Source organism: Paraburkholderia caffeinilytica (assembly GCF_003368325.1).
Classification (GTDB): domain Bacteria; phylum Pseudomonadota; class Gammaproteobacteria; order Burkholderiales; family Burkholderiaceae; genus Paraburkholderia; species Paraburkholderia caffeinilytica.
In genome coordinates this window covers 99,625-116,651 of the sequence record NZ_CP031466.1, presented here as the reverse complement: position 1 = coordinate 116,651, position 17,027 = coordinate 99,625, and the positions used below count along the sequence as shown (strand labels likewise).

At 57.9% G+C, this 17,027-nt stretch carries 14 protein-coding genes and 2 pseudogenes; 4 read left to right on the top strand and 12 right to left on the bottom strand.

Annotated elements, in window-relative coordinates; translation table 11 throughout:
- Positions 1-10: 10 nt before the first annotated feature.
- The gene (locus tag DSC91_RS00535) at positions 11-1,003 is read right to left on the bottom strand and encodes a substrate-binding domain-containing protein (RefSeq protein ID WP_208645725.1); all 993 of its coding nucleotides are present in this window, start codon (positions 1,001-1,003) and stop codon (positions 11-13) included.
- Positions 1,004-1,117: 114 nt separating this feature from the next.
- Here DSC91_RS00535 and DSC91_RS00530 point away from each other — a divergent pair, with 114 nt between their 5' ends.
- Positions 1,118-2,287 carry a LacI family DNA-binding transcriptional regulator gene (locus DSC91_RS00530; protein WP_229758315.1) on the top strand — a complete coding sequence of 390 codons (1,170 nt, stop codon included), beginning with the start codon at positions 1,118-1,120 and terminating at the stop codon, positions 2,285-2,287.
- A gap of 138 nt (positions 2,288-2,425) precedes the next feature.
- Here the strand turns inward: DSC91_RS00530 and DSC91_RS00525 are convergent, their stop codons facing one another.
- From DSC91_RS00525 to DSC91_RS00490, 8 genes and pseudogenes are all read right to left on the bottom strand, one after another.
- Positions 2,426-4,225, bottom strand: coding sequence for a methyl-accepting chemotaxis protein (locus DSC91_RS00525; RefSeq protein WP_115776332.1), 1,800 nt, complete (start codon positions 4,223-4,225; stop codon positions 2,426-2,428).
- A gap of 431 nt (positions 4,226-4,656) precedes the next feature.
- On the bottom strand, positions 4,657-5,181 hold the full coding sequence (locus DSC91_RS38115; RefSeq protein WP_229758316.1) for a hypothetical protein: 525 nt from the start codon (positions 5,179-5,181) through the stop codon (positions 4,657-4,659).
- Positions 5,182-5,262: 81 nt separating this feature from the next.
- Positions 5,263-5,751, bottom strand: a pseudogene (locus DSC91_RS38620) (TniQ family protein); the annotation flags it as partial.
- 89 nt (positions 5,752-5,840) lie between these two features.
- Positions 5,841-7,202, bottom strand: a complete 1,362-nt coding sequence (locus DSC91_RS00510; RefSeq protein WP_115776329.1) for a hypothetical protein — start codon at positions 7,200-7,202, stop codon at positions 5,841-5,843.
- The gene (locus tag DSC91_RS00505; RefSeq protein ID WP_115776328.1) at positions 7,199-9,259 is read right to left on the bottom strand and encodes a hypothetical protein; all 2,061 of its coding nucleotides are present in this window, start codon (positions 9,257-9,259) and stop codon (positions 7,199-7,201) included. Before DSC91_RS00505 ends, DSC91_RS00510 begins: the two co-directional genes overlap by 4 nt.
- A gap of 3 nt (positions 9,260-9,262) precedes the next feature.
- Positions 9,263-9,931 (bottom strand): PDDEXK family nuclease, encoded by a 669-nt coding sequence (locus DSC91_RS00500; protein WP_115776327.1) that lies wholly within the window; start codon positions 9,929-9,931, stop codon positions 9,263-9,265.
- Between the two features lie 995 nt (positions 9,932-10,926).
- Positions 10,927-12,258, bottom strand: coding sequence for a hypothetical protein (locus DSC91_RS00495; RefSeq protein ID WP_115776326.1), 1,332 nt, complete (start codon positions 12,256-12,258; stop codon positions 10,927-10,929).
- A 268-nt stretch (positions 12,259-12,526) separates the two neighbouring features.
- On the bottom strand, positions 12,527-12,979 hold the full coding sequence (locus DSC91_RS00490) for a helix-turn-helix domain-containing protein (protein ID WP_115776325.1): 453 nt from the start codon (positions 12,977-12,979) through the stop codon (positions 12,527-12,529).
- Between the two features lie 169 nt (positions 12,980-13,148).
- Between DSC91_RS00490 and DSC91_RS00485 the strand changes: the two genes are divergently transcribed.
- From DSC91_RS00485 to DSC91_RS00475, 3 genes and pseudogenes are all read left to right on the top strand, one after another.
- Positions 13,149-13,580 carry a hypothetical protein gene (locus DSC91_RS00485; protein WP_115776324.1) on the top strand — a complete coding sequence of 144 codons (432 nt, stop codon included), beginning with the start codon at positions 13,149-13,151 and terminating at the stop codon, positions 13,578-13,580.
- A 635-nt stretch (positions 13,581-14,215) separates the two neighbouring features.
- A complete protein-coding gene (locus DSC91_RS37285; protein WP_162831303.1) occupies positions 14,216-14,479 on the top strand; it encodes a hypothetical protein in 264 nt (87 codons plus the stop codon).
- 145 nt (positions 14,480-14,624) lie between these two features.
- Positions 14,625-14,888, top strand: a pseudogene (locus DSC91_RS00475) (IS66 family transposase); the annotation flags it as partial.
- A gap of 49 nt (positions 14,889-14,937) precedes the next feature.
- Here DSC91_RS00475 and DSC91_RS00470 read toward each other — a convergent pair.
- From DSC91_RS00470 to DSC91_RS00460, 3 genes are all read right to left on the bottom strand, one after another.
- Entirely contained in the window at positions 14,938-15,930 is a 993-nt protein-coding gene (locus tag DSC91_RS00470; RefSeq protein WP_175172026.1) for a hypothetical protein, read from the bottom strand.
- A 275-nt stretch (positions 15,931-16,205) separates the two neighbouring features.
- The gene (locus tag DSC91_RS00465; protein ID WP_115776322.1) at positions 16,206-16,643 is read right to left on the bottom strand and encodes a hypothetical protein; all 438 of its coding nucleotides are present in this window, start codon (positions 16,641-16,643) and stop codon (positions 16,206-16,208) included.
- Positions 16,624-17,016 carry a helix-turn-helix domain-containing protein gene (locus tag DSC91_RS00460; protein ID WP_115776321.1) on the bottom strand — a complete coding sequence of 131 codons (393 nt, stop codon included), beginning with the start codon at positions 17,014-17,016 and terminating at the stop codon, positions 16,624-16,626. Before DSC91_RS00460 ends, DSC91_RS00465 begins: the two co-directional genes overlap by 20 nt.
- Positions 17,017-17,027: the final 11 nt, after the last annotated feature.

The following is a 17,027-nucleotide window of genomic DNA, read 5'->3' as shown; positions in this document are numbered from 1 at the left end:
AAGAATCGCGTCAGAGGCCAGTCTTTGCGAGGTCGTCGACGGTTTTGGCGTTGAGGTCGACCAGCTGGTTCACGATCAGCGTGTGACCGTCGGGGCGCACCACGCCCAGACCTGGGATATTCGTGCCCTCCTTAACCGGCTGGCCCTTTACGAGCATCGTGCCGAGCGTCACGAACACTTCGCCGGCCACTTCCGGATTCCACATGTATCCGCCCGTCAGCACACCGTCATGGACAAGCTTTCGGCCCTGCCCAGGCGAGAACGGCCCGAGAACCAGGACCTTTCCTTTCGCCTGCTGCTCCGCGACGGCGCGCGCTGCCCCAATGGGCCCCTGGCTGCCGAACGCGAGGATGCCTTTCAAGTCAGGATGAGCGCGCATGAGGTCGAGCGCCGTTTTGCGCGAGGCGTCCACATCTTCAGCGACGCCGTAGCGGTCCCCGACAAGGGTCATCCCGGGATAATTGGCTTTGATATAGGCGATTGCCGCATCCGCCCACGCGTTATGCAAAGGCACAGTGAGCGACCCGACGAAAACGGCGTATTCGCCTTTTCCGCCCAGCGCCTCACCGAGGCGTTTCCCGTAGGCTTCGCCAAAGCCCTTGGCCGATGCCAGTTCAAAGTCCCAATCCACGTTCTGCTGCTTCGGAGACTCGTGCGTAATGACTTTGATACCCGCAGCGCGAGCGCGCTGCAAAACGGGTTCGAGCACCTGCGCGTCGTTCGGCACTACGCCGATGACGTCGACGTGTTGCGCAATCAGATCCTCAATGGCCCGGACCTGAAGGGCGGGGTCTGCGCTTGTCGGCCCGACCATAAATGCCTTGACGCCGAGCTGGTCAGCGCGCTTCTTGATTCCCGCTTCCATGGCGTTGAACCAGGGGATGCCGCCAATCTTCACGACCACACCGATTACCGGCTTGTCCGGCGAGGCGGATGCGAAACTCGTCGTCAAGGCGAGCGCGACGGCGCTTGCGGCCAGAGTGCGGATGATGTTCTCGAACATGTCTCCTCCGTTGAACGCCTGACCTTTCCGGCAGACGCCCGATGAGTATTAGAAAAACCCGCTTACAGACTTTGCTAAACTTTGCTGAATCCATTCAGCAACTCGGGTCGGTGTATGCTGAATCTATTCAGCAAGATGGTCGACTCGGAATTACCCTGGTACGGCGCCTTTTACGAAACGGTTACCTTCGCAAGACATGAATGGCGGAAATGCCTCGGAGCAACGTTGATGGCAAGCAGCAATACAGGACGCAAGTCGACGATTTACGACATTGCGGAAAAGACGGGCTCCTCAACGTCAACGGTGAGCATGGTGCTGAACGGCAACTGGGCCCGCTATCGCATCAAGGAGGAGACGGCGAACCGAATCCTCGCGTGCGCCCGTGAGCTTGGGTACAACGTCAACATGAAAGCGCGAGGGCTGCGGCTATCGCGCTCGGGGTTGGTCGGTATGATTCTTCCCCACTATCGAAACCGATTTTTCGCGGGACTCGCAGAGACCTTTGAAGACCAGGCTCGTAGCCGGGGGCTTTGTCCCATCGTGGTGGGAACCCAGCGGGATCCTTCTCTCGAGGTAAGCGTCACTGAAACACTTTTGTCGCAACGGGTTGAATTGTTGTTTATCGCCGGCGTGCGCAATCCAATGCCGCTCAACGAGCGCTGCTCGGCGGCGGGCGTGCCTTGCATCAATCTGGACCTGCCAGGAGATGGCGCGCCGTCGGTCGTTTCCGATAATCGCAGCGGCGCACGAGCGATTACGGACGTGCTGATCGAAAAGTTGCAGGCACGCGGCGCCCTTCCCGACGAGTTGGTTTTGCTGGGCGGTGTGGCTGGCGAGTATGCGACCGAGATGCGTATTGCAGGTTTTCGCGATGCGTTCGAGGCGCGCCAGATAGCGCCTGCAGCAGATGCAATCGAGTGCTGCGGATATAACGCGCTGGCTGCCAAACGCGCGCTCGCCAGTCGCTATGAGAAGCTTGGACGCCTTCCGGCGGGCTTGCTGATGAATTCGATTACCGCGTTTGAAGGCACGGTTCAGTTTACCGCGACGCTGTCGCCCGACGCGTGGAAGTCGACGGTTGTTGGCTGCTTCGACTGGGATCCCTTTGCAGCAAATCTACCCTTTGACGTGACAATGTTGCGGCAGGACGTGCAAAAAATCATTTCCGAAGCATTCACACTGGCCGAAAACTATGACGCGGCGGACCGATCGCTTATTCTCGTGCCGACTGGATTCGGCAATATGTTCGAAGAAGCGGAGCAAACGAATGAGTTCGATCGCTAGACGCGACTCTTCTGCGAGCTTTCACGCGTCTCCAGAAAATACGGTGTCGTGGTTCCGCGCACATACGTCCCGCGTTGCAAACCGTTTCTGAATGTACAGTCCCGCATCAGCCCCCTGCTCAAGGCATGAAAACTCCGTTCAATCGAGCCGGAACTGGGTCACGGCCGTGGCAAGGTTGACCGCTTGCGATTGCAGCGCGGCGGCCGCAGCACTGGATTGCTCCACCAGTGCCGCGTTCTGCTGCACCATTTCGTCCAGCTGCGAAACCGCGCGATTGACCTCCTGAATGCCGCGGGTCTGTTCATTGGCGGCCTGGGTAATTTCGGAAATGATCGTCGTCACGTTCGACACGTTGCTAACGATCTCCGTCATCGTTTCTCCCGCGTGGCGAACCTGACTCGAACCGGAGGCGACGCTCGATACCGTCGACTCGATCAATCCCTTGATCTCCTTGGCAGCTTGCGCGCTGCGCTGCGCGAGGCTGCGCACTTCGCTGGCCACGACCGCGAAGCCGCGGCCCTGTTCGCCGGCGCGAGCTGCTTCGACCGCAGCATTGAGCGCGAGGATATTGGTCTGAAACGCGATGCCGTCGATCACGCCGATGATGTCGGCAATCTTCACCGAGGCATTTTCAATTTTTCCCATCGTCGTGATGACTTCGGAGATCGCGACACCGCCGCGTGAAGCGACGAGCGAGGCGGACACCGCCGTGTCGTCGGCCTGTTTCGCAGCGCTTGCCGACTGGCCGACCGTCGCGGTGATTTCCTCCATCGACGCCGCGGTTTGCTGCAGGCTCGCGGCGGCGGATTCGGTGCGGCCTGACAGATCGACGTTGCCGGCTGCAATTTCGTTGGCGGCAACCCGCACCGATTCGCTGGCATCGCGAATCTGCCGCATCACACCGCTCAGTTTGTCGATGAAGGTGTTGAACGAACGCGCGATCTGTGCGACTTCGTCCTCGCCGATGGCGGGCAGGCGCCGGGTCAGATCGCCTTCACCCGAGGCGATCGCATCCATCGCATCGCGCACCTTCGAGAGACGCTGGAACGACACGGCGGTGACTGCCGCGACGACTGCCGCGCCAATGCCGGCAATCACGATCAGCGCAACGATCGAGATGATCAGCTGCGAACGCATGCCGGCGGTTGCCTCAGCCTTGTCGAGCGCGACGACGGCGAACCAGTCGGTGCCGGCAATCTGCTGCGCGCGCAGCAGCTTGGTACTGCCGCCCACATCGACCTCCAGCGGATGATCCGCCGTGGTCAGGGCGGCGAGCTTGTCGGCGCTCAGAACGGGTACGAGATCGGTGACGGGCTTCAAGGTCAGTTTCGCGTCGGGGTGCGCCACGATCTGGCCGCTGCTGTTCACCAGCATGCCGAAGCTCGACGGCGTCGGATGAATCGCCTTGATGTTGGCAATGACGCTGTCCATGTCGACGGTGCCCGCCACCACGCCCTTCAAGACGCCGTCGCGAACCACCGGTGATACGAACGACACGACCAGATGGCCAGTGGAGATGGACACATACGGCTGCGTCACCGCCGGCTTGCCGGCGGCAACCGCCTGCTTGTACCAGGGGCGAACGGTCGGATCGAAGGTGGGCGGGATGCCGGTCGGGTCCTCGAACTTCGAGGTCTTGTCGGGGTAACCGGCGTAGACATTGGTGAACTTTCCAGCGCTGGCCATCAGCTTGAACACCGGTATCGGGTCGGGCTGCAGCGCGATATCCTGCAACGAGTCAATTATCTGACTATTGGCGGCAACCCATTGCCTGATCCCGGCCACGTGACCGTTTTCGACGGCGGTGAGGCTGTTGTCGATCGAAGCGGTGTTGTATCCGTTGGCCACGACGTAGTTGAGCACTGCATTGGCTGCGAGTGCCACGACAACGATGGCGACGCACAGTGCGACGATTCGCGCGCGAATGGAAGAGAACATAGTGGGCTTTTTTCGGATGTAAGCAGGAATCGGTAGGCGACAGGCCTTGTCCGGGTATACGGCGGGGCGCGGGCACACTTGAGCGGATGGAGATCGGGCGCCTGATTTTCCGGGTTCTGGCCGATGACCGGATCCTGGTTTATCCCGTGCCCGACGATCGCAATCCCATACCGATTCCGGCACTGGAACCCTTCATCGGTCGACTCTCCCGGATCACGTTGATCCTGGAAATGAAAACTGTCAGAACGGCGCCGCATTTACGCTAAATTTTAAGATTCGTCAAAAAGTGTCAAACAGCGACTTGTCGGCCACCTAGATCGATGAATGAAAAACTAAAAGCGTAAACCAGCAATCCTTCATAACATCAGCAGCGAGGCGATTTTACGGCCAGATGCCCCGCGCTGCGTGCGGTGAGACTGCGTTAGTGGCGATCATGCGCGCCTAGATTCTTCCTCCCACAGATCGGCAAGTGCCCGACGATACATCGCATCGTGATCCCAACAAGAGGAGTCTAGGACATGAAGCCTCTCTAAGACGGGATGCTCTTCGAACTCAATCTTGACAATATTCCAGAAAGACTCCCAATTGCCAAACAACCAAACGATCGTGAACAGATGCAGAAACGGATGCATGCGGACGGCTGGCCGCCAACATAACCTCGATACATATGCGCGCGCCCCCTCCTCAGTGCCGGGTAGCGCTGTCAGTTCCCCCAGCACACGAAGCGGCGCCGCGCTCTTCAGAATCAGCGGGATGCAGTCGGTGAGGCGCGGCTTGCCGCTGGTCTCTCGCAAGCCCAGTGCGGTGAGCCGGTCTGAGTAGACTCGTGCAAGTTGCTCAGCTTCAAAGAAAATGTTCGGAGCAAGAGCTGTAAGTCCCAACGCCGCACATGCAAACCGCTCTTGCGACTCGCCACATTCGTCCTCGAAATCGGACGGACGTAGTGTGAGCCTCATCAGGCCATCCTGCCGAGGAAGGCACCAATTGTAATACCCTGTTCTTGTGCCTGCTGCGGACGACATCATGAGCGCACAATGATGGATCGGACAGCGCCACACACCTGGTACCTGGTGCGCATAGTGCCAGTAGGCGACAGTGAATCGCTCGATGTCATCCGTCATACATAGTTCGCATGCCCTGAGGGGATGACAGGTACGAACGTGGTCCAGTAAGATCCCTAAGCTGTACCTCAGTGAGCCGATCCGATGTCCTCGCATGGCGCGCATTGCAACTACAGCCTGCGCCCTGGAATTCAACGGCAGATAGAACGGTAGCAGCGTATGGTCCAGAATCACCTCTTCGGCTCGCCCAAATCTACGGTTCGTTCTCTCCACGAAAACGTCGATGCGTGACGGAAGGTCATGACAAGAACTCAGGTTCGCGTGACCAAACAGTTGACGACAAGTATCAGAACACAGACAGTTGCAAGACACGATGTGATGCCGGCTCGCGAGGCTAAACAGCGTCTCATCCGGTAGCCACGAATCAATGATGAGACTAGCACGCGCACCCTCGAACGAATCCATATCACACTTCGAACCTACTTCAAAAACAGCGCTCCCTCGACAAGACAGTTTGATATCCCGGCAATGGAACGATGAAGCATCGCCCCAGGCTAGCGGGGACCCTTGTCAAACTGCCTGCTTCCCTCAAGCAACAGTTCAGCGGTCACCTTCTGCCTCGGCATGCTCACTACTTTTCCTCGAGGCCTATCCTTGACATGTTCGGCTTGAATCGCATTAAATGCGGCCGCTTCGTTGGGAAGAAGCGATGACTTCAGATAGTCCTCATCGACCTTTCGATTAAAATCCTGCACCGCCCGGCTCGCCACTAAGACACTTTCGGAATTGTCTTCGCCCGAAAATGGACACCACAGATCCTGTCTCAGGCACTTCCGCTGAATCTGCTGCTTTACCAGAATTTCGACATCTTCCCGGCAGGCACTGTACTCCTGGGACAGGTAAGCACGACGGAGCGCATCCTCGTCAACGCGGATCCGGTTTCCTTTGTTACGACTCTCACGGACTGCTGCAACCAGAAGACGTACAACCGATCGTTTAAGTCCAAAGGTGAAACGATGAATGTCTTCCTGCACGTTGTCGACGTCGAAAATAAATACTTCGGGACATAATTTCTTGAACTCGGTAAGTAATCGTATCCAATCCGGCGAAGAGCACGCTTCCGGCCACAAAACAACAGGCCGCTGCAAAAGCCGGTCTCGATCCTCATGACCTCGTTTTCTTAATCGATGCACGAGGCTGTAGTTCGCGATGTACACCAATCGCGGCCCAAGTCCCAGAAGATTCAGGAGCACTGACGTCGCTCTCGCGTTCGCTACACTACCGAGTGTTATGAACTGGAATTCGTCGACCCCAATGAAACATACGCCGTCTCGCCAAGCCTGTCGGCGCGACAGCTTGAGCAAGTCGGACGTCGCAATGCGCCTCGCCCGCGACCAGTCCTGATCAGCCGAACCGCTTTGACTGCCATCGGGCATCGCACACGGCGTCAGCAACCGTTTCAAGTCTGTGCCATCCTTCACAGTCAGAAACCAGCCTGGAATTAACGGGATGTCTCCGTGTCCCGGAATGTCTACGGATGCGGGCGGCCCCAGCAATTTCCGCAATGCAATGAATAGCGCAGACTTTCCCGTGCCGGCCAGTCCGGTGAAACATATCGCGGGAGCAGCATGCCCTCCCCACGGATCTGGCTCGTACAGGCCGTGCGCATACGCTTTTTCAGAGATAAAATGCGAAGTTGCGTGTACAAACGCTATGTCAATGAAAATACGGAGCACTTGACGGGCTTGTTCGCCAGACACGAAAATCTTCTCGAGTCCAACACGAACGACCTCAGCCGCCGGGTCAGCCGCCAACCCTTGCAGTCGCGGTGGCGAAGCGAGCACTTCGACAATAGCGTCGATCGCCTCGTCCGTCCACGATTTTGCAAACCGCGCTGCCCACGGATTAAAGCTCATGCTTGCCTCCGCGTTCCACGCTTCGTATCAAGCAACTCCGCCTCGTGACGGGTAATCCCCGTCGCTCTTTTTGGAGAGCCGGTGCGTCGACACCCGGCGTCCCACGACTGCCCCGTTGTCTCCTCAAACTTCAACCGCGCTTCAACATGCGCGGCTTCGGCACTCTCACGAGTCATTGCTTTCAATGCCTTGCGATCTCGTTCCGCAGCTTCAAGACTGGAAAGCGGAACATTCAGATCGGCACCGTCGATCCGGACCCGTACGCTGGCCTCGAGTTCTATCAGTTTCCCTTTGACCTCTACCCAAAGATAACGCATCGCAAGCGGCAGTATGTATCCTGGTAGCTTGAAACCGGTGCGCTTTGCAACTTCGCTCTGAATGCCGGTTCTCCTGAATTCCGCAGAGTTGTACCAGTGACTCTTAAACCTCACTCCATCGCAGTCCACATCAAGGTCAACCGGCGTACAAAACGCCCTCACGGCCTCTTCTATCGACAATGAATTCCCCGATGTGCGAAGGCGTTTTTGCAAGTACTTCCAATAGTTGTGAGGTGTCGCTGCCAATCCTTCGTTCAAGAAATCCCTGACCGCTTCGTCACTAAGCCGGCCCGATATATCTCTTGTGTGATTGTCCCTACATGCCCGGATAACCTCGCGCTTCATCAACTTGACAATATCGAGGTCACTCTGCTTGAACGTTGGCGCTCCCTCCAGACAAATCGTCTTCGGATGACTCGCTTCCGCAACAGCGTTGGACTGCCCGGAATGCGATGGGATGATAGTTTTTATGGGAAATCTTATCTTCAGATTATCTACCAGGTCTTTGCTTCCACCGGGTCCTCGATCGGAAGTGAAGCTCGGAGGAAGTCCTTCCATGATCCAGTCAAGAATTTCGGGCGGAATGCCGATCAAGCGCGCGTAGTATGACTTGGGGACACACATGCAGAATAGCATCGACCGGTAGGCCTCTCCAGATTCGGCCCCTAACGAAAATCCGATTCCGACAACAGATGACGTCGTTTCGCACACTCCGCGCGCAACGACGAGCGAAGGCATCGGATCATCAGACCGGAATGCCTGCGCCCGGTCTTCCACCCGATAGGCGTCCACCACAACACTCTCGAGCAGATTTGCGTATGGTCGCGTGAAATTTCCCTGGTTATATGCTGCATGTGAACGCACCCGCGGCTGCCCCCAGACCGTGTTTTGAACCAACTCCAGGCTGAACTTCTTCACAACGTTGTATCGAAATTGACCATAACTCGGAAAAGGCTTATTTTCCGGATGATATAGCTGGCGTGTACCTGATTCCGTTCGCCGCACCTTGCACCCAAATTCACCTACCATGGCACGCCGGTGAATTTCGGCCATTGATACACCTAATCCACAATAGTGGAGATAGCTGTCCGTCATCTTTTCTTCGCCGATTTGCGCAGACGACCATCCATACACCGACCCATCAATCAAGGAAGGGCGACCCAATTTCTGGCTCGCATGCGTTTCGTCCCCACGGTCCCACTTTCCTATTCGTTGGGTGGATCTTTTTAAGGCCTCCATTTTTCGTTCGTGCAAGATGTAAGAGAAAAACCACACCTGTAGTCGATGTGGATGTAAACTCCTTTGACTGCGGGCAGCATACTTCGAGAGTTCTTTGAGAGGATCATCAGCCGAAAGGATTTCCTGTTCGTTATCCAAGGCTGATCTGATATAAGAGTATGTTCTCTCAATCTGCTGGAGGTAGGTCTCTTTCTTTCGCTTGTATCGTAGACCTTCCACTTCCTCGAACGATATTCCCTCGTAATCTCGCAGCCATTCCGGAAGCGTATATTGCCTATTTTCTGGCACCAGCGCTGGTGGATCCTGCAGCAGCGCAAGTTCAAAATCGTGCCGGCTTAGTCGCACGAAGCGAACGCGACGCTGCTTTTTCCCCGTTTCAAACCATATCAGCAAGGCGGCGTCGTCAGAGCGTCTTCTTCCTGCAAAGTAATATCGAATCGATTTCGACAGCCCATGAAATCCATTCGGCGCATGTAGCTGGAGTCCAATATGCTGGTTCATCTGCTATCTCCTGAACCAATCGCGATATCGTTCGAATACGTCGCATACTTCCGGGTGCAGAGGTTTGTCTACAAGAAACGGACGAAACAGATCGACGCGTATTTCCCGATTCCAGACGGCTTGCTTCAGGATAGTAAGGGCGACATCGTCTTTAATGCGAAACTTGGCCGCCACATCTCGTACCACCTCATAGCCAACCACCCCACTTCCAACCCCTGCCCGAAACATGGCCGTGATCTCGATGATCATCTCATGAGGCAGCCCCACCACCCTATCCTGCGCTAGGAACAACTCGTAGAGATTGCATCGCAAATCAAAGTCCACGAGTTCCCCAGCTACTTTCTGTGTCCTTATGCCGGCGTCCTGGTAATAGATGTGTTCGATTAATTTGCTGTCTCGTTCGGACAGGTCACGATCATGCGGTCCTGCAGCATGCGCCCGAGGCCTGCCCCGCGGGCGAAAATCCTTCAGTCTGTCCGTCACTGACCAGTTAAGCACATACACACCCGCTTCATCCTCGAGATAAAGCAGCAAGTCACCTATGAAGGGGAATGGCACGACCATCGCCGTCCGCGCTGCATCGCTAGTTCTGACGTAGATTCGAGGATGTTTGGACAGAATCCCCATGCGCGATGCAACGTCGATAGTGCCAAGAAGCGGGTTTAGCTTCATACCGGCCGCGCGCGGATGACCGTACAGGAAATGTTCCCGCGGTTCCGGAAAGAGTATCCGTTGCTCGTGCAGGTCCCAGAGTCGATCGTTGTGTAGTGCAAGAAGGGCTGCAAATCGGTCCGGTCTACCGAAGGTGTGAAAGTCCCGCGACCCAAGTTTCCGGGGAGACAGGATAGAAGCACACTTCCATCCAGGCGCTTCCTGCGGCGTCGCCCAGACGGAAGCCGCGTAATCTGGCCCCCATCGGTCTTCGCACTGCCGGCCACGTATCCTGCGCAGGTGTGTTTCGTTTAACAGCCTGTTTGCCATAATGTCGCGATCTCCATGGTCCTATTTTCAGGACGACAGAAGCCTTGACTTCTCGCGATCGGCGTCACACACTGTGGTTACCAGGCCGCAGGACGTAATAGCTTTTCGCCAGAAATCCGAGGAAAACGCCAATTTTGTGGTTGGCGTTTTTTCGTTTGTGTTCCAAAAAGTGTGCTTGATCAGAAGGACGGTGCACCTCCTTATCGGCTTCCTTAATACTGCCGATGTACCCATCGTTTGCATCGCGCGCCACGAGGCCGGGACGAGGATCCGATTCCTCGGACAACTGAAGTCAGTATGCACCGCGACCGAAAGCATCGCCTCGTCACGAAGACACGATACCGCGATCGATGCGCTTTATCACCAGATTTTGAAGAATGCGATTTGGCTCCCTGAACTCTTCCAGCGGAGCAGCTTAGAAAGCAGAACGAACCCACTGACGTCCTATCTGTCAGGGTTTAGGGAGACGGTCGACTCTGCCAGCATGTGCTCATGCACCGCGTCGACGAGAAGCGGGTATTACGTGCCACCGATTGCTTTTTTGCGGGATTCAGGAACCGACATACACGGGATTGCGGGCAGATTTCCGCGGAATCGATCTATTGGAACGGGTGTAGATTCGGTCACCTGTGGATCAAATATATTTAGAAGCAGTCGATAGATGAGATCGCCTCATCCACAATTTTTCACACCGGCCGCCCACTGATAAATACGTGGCATGATCTTCGCTCCTCTGACGGTCTTCGCAGTTCGAGAAAATCCTTTCTTAAGATCCTTATCGCCTGCATGACATGCCCGCCACATCTTCGCAACAGCGCTTTGACTTCCTCTTTTTCCACTTGTTCCGCGATGCACGCAGCACCGAAACGCTCGCCAGAGCAGAAGCGGATCAGTGCCGCCCATTGATTTGAGGGTTCACGCTCGTTCAGGTTGGGCAAACCAAACGACGCAAGGATTTTTTCCACATCTATCGGTTGAAGATCGAGCCGCCGGGAAAACGCCGCCAACTGGTCGTAGCACTGCGCACATTCTCTGAGGAACTTGCGACTCCATGTATCGATACGTCCGTAAGAAGCCGACGACGGATACTTGTCCTGCGCTTCGGACAAGGAGACATCCTGCATCGCCGCCTCTGCGGTCTCATATAATGCCGCCATCGCGACAATATAAGCTGCGCCGCTGGCGCTCCCTTTCGTCACAGCAGCCACGGCATCGATCTGGTAAAAGAACGAAAAAGGATGCTTCTTTTCCCAGCCAGGCACATGCTCTTGCAGCCAGACTGCCCCAACCTGCCCAGATAGATGGTCGCTGATCAGTGGCCTTGCACCGTAGCCAAAGCCGCCGTCGCGAGTTGGTCGCAATCCCATATCAGCGGCCCGATGCGCGAGTGTGCCGTGGATACTACGCATCGGAAAAGGGTGTGCCCGGTCCAATAGCATCACGGAGATGTCCGAGAACCGCCGCAAGAATCCTCCGTTCGGCAATTCTTCCGCGGCACCCTTTCGCGGCTTCAGCTTGTTTCTAAATAGCCATATGTGCGGCAGGCACATAAAAGGCATGGTGTTGTCAACCGCCGATAACCGGGCGCCGTGTACGACACACCAATCCACCCCGAACAGATGATGGTATCGCCGGTACCACGAAAAGCCGACCTGCTGCAGATCTTCCACAATACAGTGTGTGCAGCAATGCGCGACGGTTCTCCCGAATGACATTCCGGAGTGCTTTGGATGACGCAGCGTTCTTCCTTCACCACCGTAAACTTCGTTACCCCCACTCGCTGCAACTCGAACGTTAGCCAGTATGGAGTGTCTTCGTGCGTAGTCGCGACAATCCATTTCTGAAACTATCGCCTGCTGATTCAAGCGCGACATCCCTGTCGGATCGAATCCGCGCTCGACTACCGCGCCCGTGATCAACCTCATCACCTCGCTTTCATCCCTACACCCATTGACCCACTGAATGCGGCCCCGATGCCCGGCAGCGAGTTCGTTCGGCATCGGGAAGACTGGGATCATTTGCTGTTCCGGTTATGTTTCGGGGACTCCGCCGGGCGACGGAGTGGCTCTTGGGCAGAAGGTCCCCTGCGAAAGGCGGTCATAAGGGCGAGCCCCTCCCCCGGGCCTGTGCCGCACCGCGCTGATCATCGCCTCGGCCGGTCAAGAGTGGACACTCACGTGTCGGAACGGCGCAGAACCTTCGCAATCGCGTTCTGCCGCAGCCGCGGTACAGACCTGGGTGAGCGGAGTTGCTTCCCGTTGCTCCCTTTGTGCCTGCATCTGGACACTAGGCACGGCCCTTCGCCCTGGCGCGGGAAGGTTTCACTTCAACAGTCGATGCCGTCACCCGTGCCCTGGCCCGCGTCGGATGGCGTCGCCTTGCGGGACGCGCTCTGGTCAATTGTTTCTCAACATCAGAAAGGAGATCGCTGGGGGAGCATTGCAACGCGCCCGCGAGTGCAAACAGCATCGTCAACGTCGGCTGGTGCTGACCAAGTTCCAGCATACTGACGTAGTTCCGCCGTATATCGGCCTCGAACGCAAGTTGCTCCTGTGTCAATTCGGCGCGAAGGCGATGTTCACGCAGGACAGCACCGAAGATTTCGGCCAACTCCAAACATTCTCTCCCAGTGAAATGGGAGAACTTTCGCTTTGGCGCTATAATTTGTCTTCCCAGTGAACTGGGAATTAATCTCTTTTTGACTGGCTCAAACCCGCATGTGCAAATTGTTTCGGCCATTTTTGATAGCACAGCGACACCCGCGCCTATTCAAAGGGCGGGCCGCTTATTGAAGCAAGGCGGTCCCATGCAGTTGCATGTGTCTCGTCGCCGAGCCGATCCGGGCGGGCGATACATCTGCCAGGTTTCAGGGGCTGCCGCGCGTAGTGAATTTGAGGTAGCTGCTTATATGTTTCTGATTCGGAATGAAAACCGGCTGCCGCTTCAGTCGACGATGGCCGGCGAAGTTGCAGGCGTATGGATGGCCGCGGAGCAGTGGACATCCGGCGACCTGCTGGTACTGAGAGTGTCGGAGAAGCGTGCGCGTGGGGTCCCCGGCGTGATCTGGACGGACCTCAGGTCCGGAGCGGCGTCGCTGGACAAGTTTCTCGAAGGCAACACCGTGCTGCGCGGGGCCGCGGTAGTGAGTACGCGTCATGGGTGTCCGGTCGAGGACTGGTATCTGGATCCCCTGAGCGAGATCAGGGTTGGTGCAACCGAATTCAACGAGAGCGACCAGGCGTGGCTGGTGGTGACGCAGTTCACGACGTCAGCAGGGCGAAGCTTTTCCGTGCCGCATGGTCTTGCGACGCGCTACGCCCGCGGCAGGCGCGTGTGGTAGGCGTTCGGCAGGACCGCGAGCACGGTGCACCCGCCGCACATTGACAGGTCAAATGGCCGTCATAGAGGAGGCAATCAACGGCGCTGCCGCCGCGGCCGGTCGTCCCAGGTATGGCGGACGCAGGCTACAGCATCCGGACTCCCCATCGGTGCATCACTCGAAGACGGTGACAATCGTCTAGACATCCGCCCGTCGCTGTCAGTCGCCTGACCAGGCAGTGCGTGGCGCGAGCGGTACGGTTCGTGGCGAATCCTGCGTCTTCCCCCGCCCTGTGCGTGATGCCGTCGACTGCCAGGCGTGCACCTTCCCCGCAGCGTGAGGCAGCACCGTTGCTCGTCGGCAAAACTGTGCCGACGAGCGAACGGTGCGAGCTGACGCAGGGCAATGAACCGGTCGGGCTTCAGACGCTTCTGCGTCCGGAGACGGAAACGCGCGTACCCTACATCGGGACAATCATGAGACATCTACGTCAGATCACTGGAGACAGACAACGCCGCAATGAGGCAATACGTAGAGAGATCCTGGCCTCAGGTATATGGCTCACGGCTCAGCAGATTAACGCGCGCCAGAGTGCGCCTCCGGCTGACCGTGACCAACCGGCAAGGGACTGGAAGAAAAGTCGCCGGATTTTCAGCGTGACCTGGGATCACGCGGAATACTTTGCGGGCTATCAGTTCGATGTCACGTGCCAGCCATTGCCGGTCATTCGGGACATTCTTGCGGTGTTTGGCCCTCGATACGAACCTTGGACGATCGCAGCCTGGTTTCATTTTCCGAACGGATGGATTGCAGGCAGGGGCAATCATGAAGGCGAGCCCGTCGCCCCAATGGGCGCACTTGACCGCCCGGATGATGTCCTGCGGGCGGTGCAATTCATGCACGGTGGCTACGTCGCCTGATAGTTCAACTCCGGCGACAGGTTGGAGCGGGCCAGCAAGCGAACACTACCGTGGAAAGCTATCAGCTCGTAAGCGTCGGATTTGTACCGTTCCCCGCCTTGCGTAGAAGATGCAATCATCGGCTGCGACCGACACGAGTGACCGACTGCACGCTATTCGGCCATCGCCGGTCACCAGCGAGCCGCTCGAGCGCACCGGCGCACTCTATCGCATCGAAGAGCCCATTCGTGGCAAGCCGCCTGAAGTACGACCGCGCGTTAGCCGGGACAGGGCTGTGCCGCTGCTCGAAGACATGAAGCGGCGGTTCGAGGCGACGCTTCTTACACTCTCCGCGAAATCGAACACCACCAAAGCGATCCAGTACTCATTGAATCGCTGGCCTGCGCTCGTCTACTATTGCAGTGATGGCTAGGCCGAGATCGACAATCGGATTGCCGAGCGCGCACTGCGCGGTGTAGCTACGGGGCGTTCATTGTGCACCGCCTTCTGAATCCTCGATAAACTATTGGGAGTTGCCCTTCGATGACGCTGCGACACGGGCGAAGCTTCCGGGTGGTCAGCGCGACACCCACCGCCTCGGTATGCAAGTCGCTTGCACGGATTTGCCATGGAGCGTCGGGCATTACTTGCTCGGCGGGCAGAATTCGGTCCTTGATCAGGCGGCGGATCACATGATTGGTGACGCCACGCACTTCCGCTGCCTCGGACATCGTCAACCAGTCACCATCCTTCTCAGCCGATCTATAGGCGTGGATGTCACGCACGTGCCGTACGGATCTAACCCGATGCGCAGTCCAGCTCTTGCCTTGGCCCGTCCGTATTCCCATCCGGTTTAGCGATGCGGCGATATCCTGATCAGACCATCGGGTAACCATGCTGCGGACAACTGCGAGCGCTTCGTCAGATGTGCTGCATCCGTGTTCCCCTGTCTTGGGCTTGCGGATGCGCAACTGTGAATGCTGGCCGCCTTGCCAGTGAATCGTGAGAATAACTTCACGCGTCGTCTCATCCACGTCCGCAACGATATCGACGATCAGCGCCCGAACCGGTTGCTGGCGCATGCGCATGATGACACCTGGAGCATTCCAGGCGACGTCGAGGTCCTCGGCAAGCTTGGCAAAGTCAGGAGCAGGGCTGGCTGGCGATGGTGTGCGCGCCCTCTCCAGACGTGCCTGGCAGGCCTGTACACGACGCAACGCCGCTTCCCAGTTCTTCTCTAACTGCGCGGCAATCAAACGGTTATCGGGGTCGCAGGCGGCGTAGCGTCGCTTTGCCAGCGTGGCTTCGTACTGAGCCTGCTGCAGGTCGAGCTCGATGATGCGACGCTGCTCATTCAGGCTGTCCATATGCATTTGCTCGGCCTGCAAGGCCGCCTCAATCGCCAATGACTCCACGACACGCATCAGTTCTCTCGCGATCGCGGCGTCTATGCGAGAGCCACCGAAGCTCATGCACTTCGGTGGCAGGTCAAAGCGATAGCATCGGTAGACCGGTCGCGGTGTGCGTCCAGTATAGGCTACCGACAAGCGGCGTCCGCAGCGCGCGCATCCAAGCAGACCTGCCAGCGAAGCTCGCCCGACACACGACGCAATTCATTCACGTAGCGTTGCCCTGCCGGCGAAATATCGCGCAGGCAGGACTGTCCGTCCGTCCCGCACTCCAGACATGCGATCCGCACCGCTCACAGGCCCGGACCGCTGGTCCGCGTGTGCGTTGGCCCATGCCATCAGCGTTGACCGCCAAGAAAGTCGAACCAGTCGTGCGCGTAAGCACAGCCGTGATCGGGGATGCCCGAACCGGAGAGCGCCTGGTCGAAGAACGTTCTGGCGGGCTCGGGAATTTCGTCAAGACGCACATAGCGGAAGCCTGCGTCGTTCACGCGAACCGTGACCTCCGGCTGTGCCGGTCGCGGCGGCAACCCGTCGCGGCCCTGATTCAGTGCGGCAGCAAGACAGCGCGCAACGAGGTCCCACACGCTGGCGGCCCATCTCGGATAACTGCGCACGATCGCCCGCTCTCCCACCTCACCGAGTACCGCATCGTCCAGCACCACTGCATAATCGGCGAGCGCTCCGTCACGCACCCGCGCGATATCCGCCGTCGCGACGACACGCTTCCCGCTTTCCCGTCCGCCGGGCAGCAGTTCAACCGTGATCCGCAGCATCCGCCTTTCCTTTCAGTGATTCCAGCAGTTGCCCCGGCGCAAGCAGGAGCGCGCGTTCCCAGGCACGAAGCTGTTGCCCCGTGAGCGCCTTCGGGAACGCTCCCCGCTCCCACTGCGACAGTGTGACGCTGGATACGCCACAGCCTCGCGCCACTTCCGCAGCCGAAGGTCCGAGCGCCTTCCGGAGTTGGGCCGCGTGCGGCCCGATCTGCTCGCAGCGGGCAACGGGAATTCGCATGGGCGGTGCAACCGACCCTGCCGGCGTGCACGCAGGCACATCGCCGGCAATGACAACCGGATCGGGCAACGGCGGCGCGCCGTTCCCGGGACACGGCGGCCCGGCGCGGCGACCGGTCCGTTTGACATTCAGCATCTGTTCGCTCC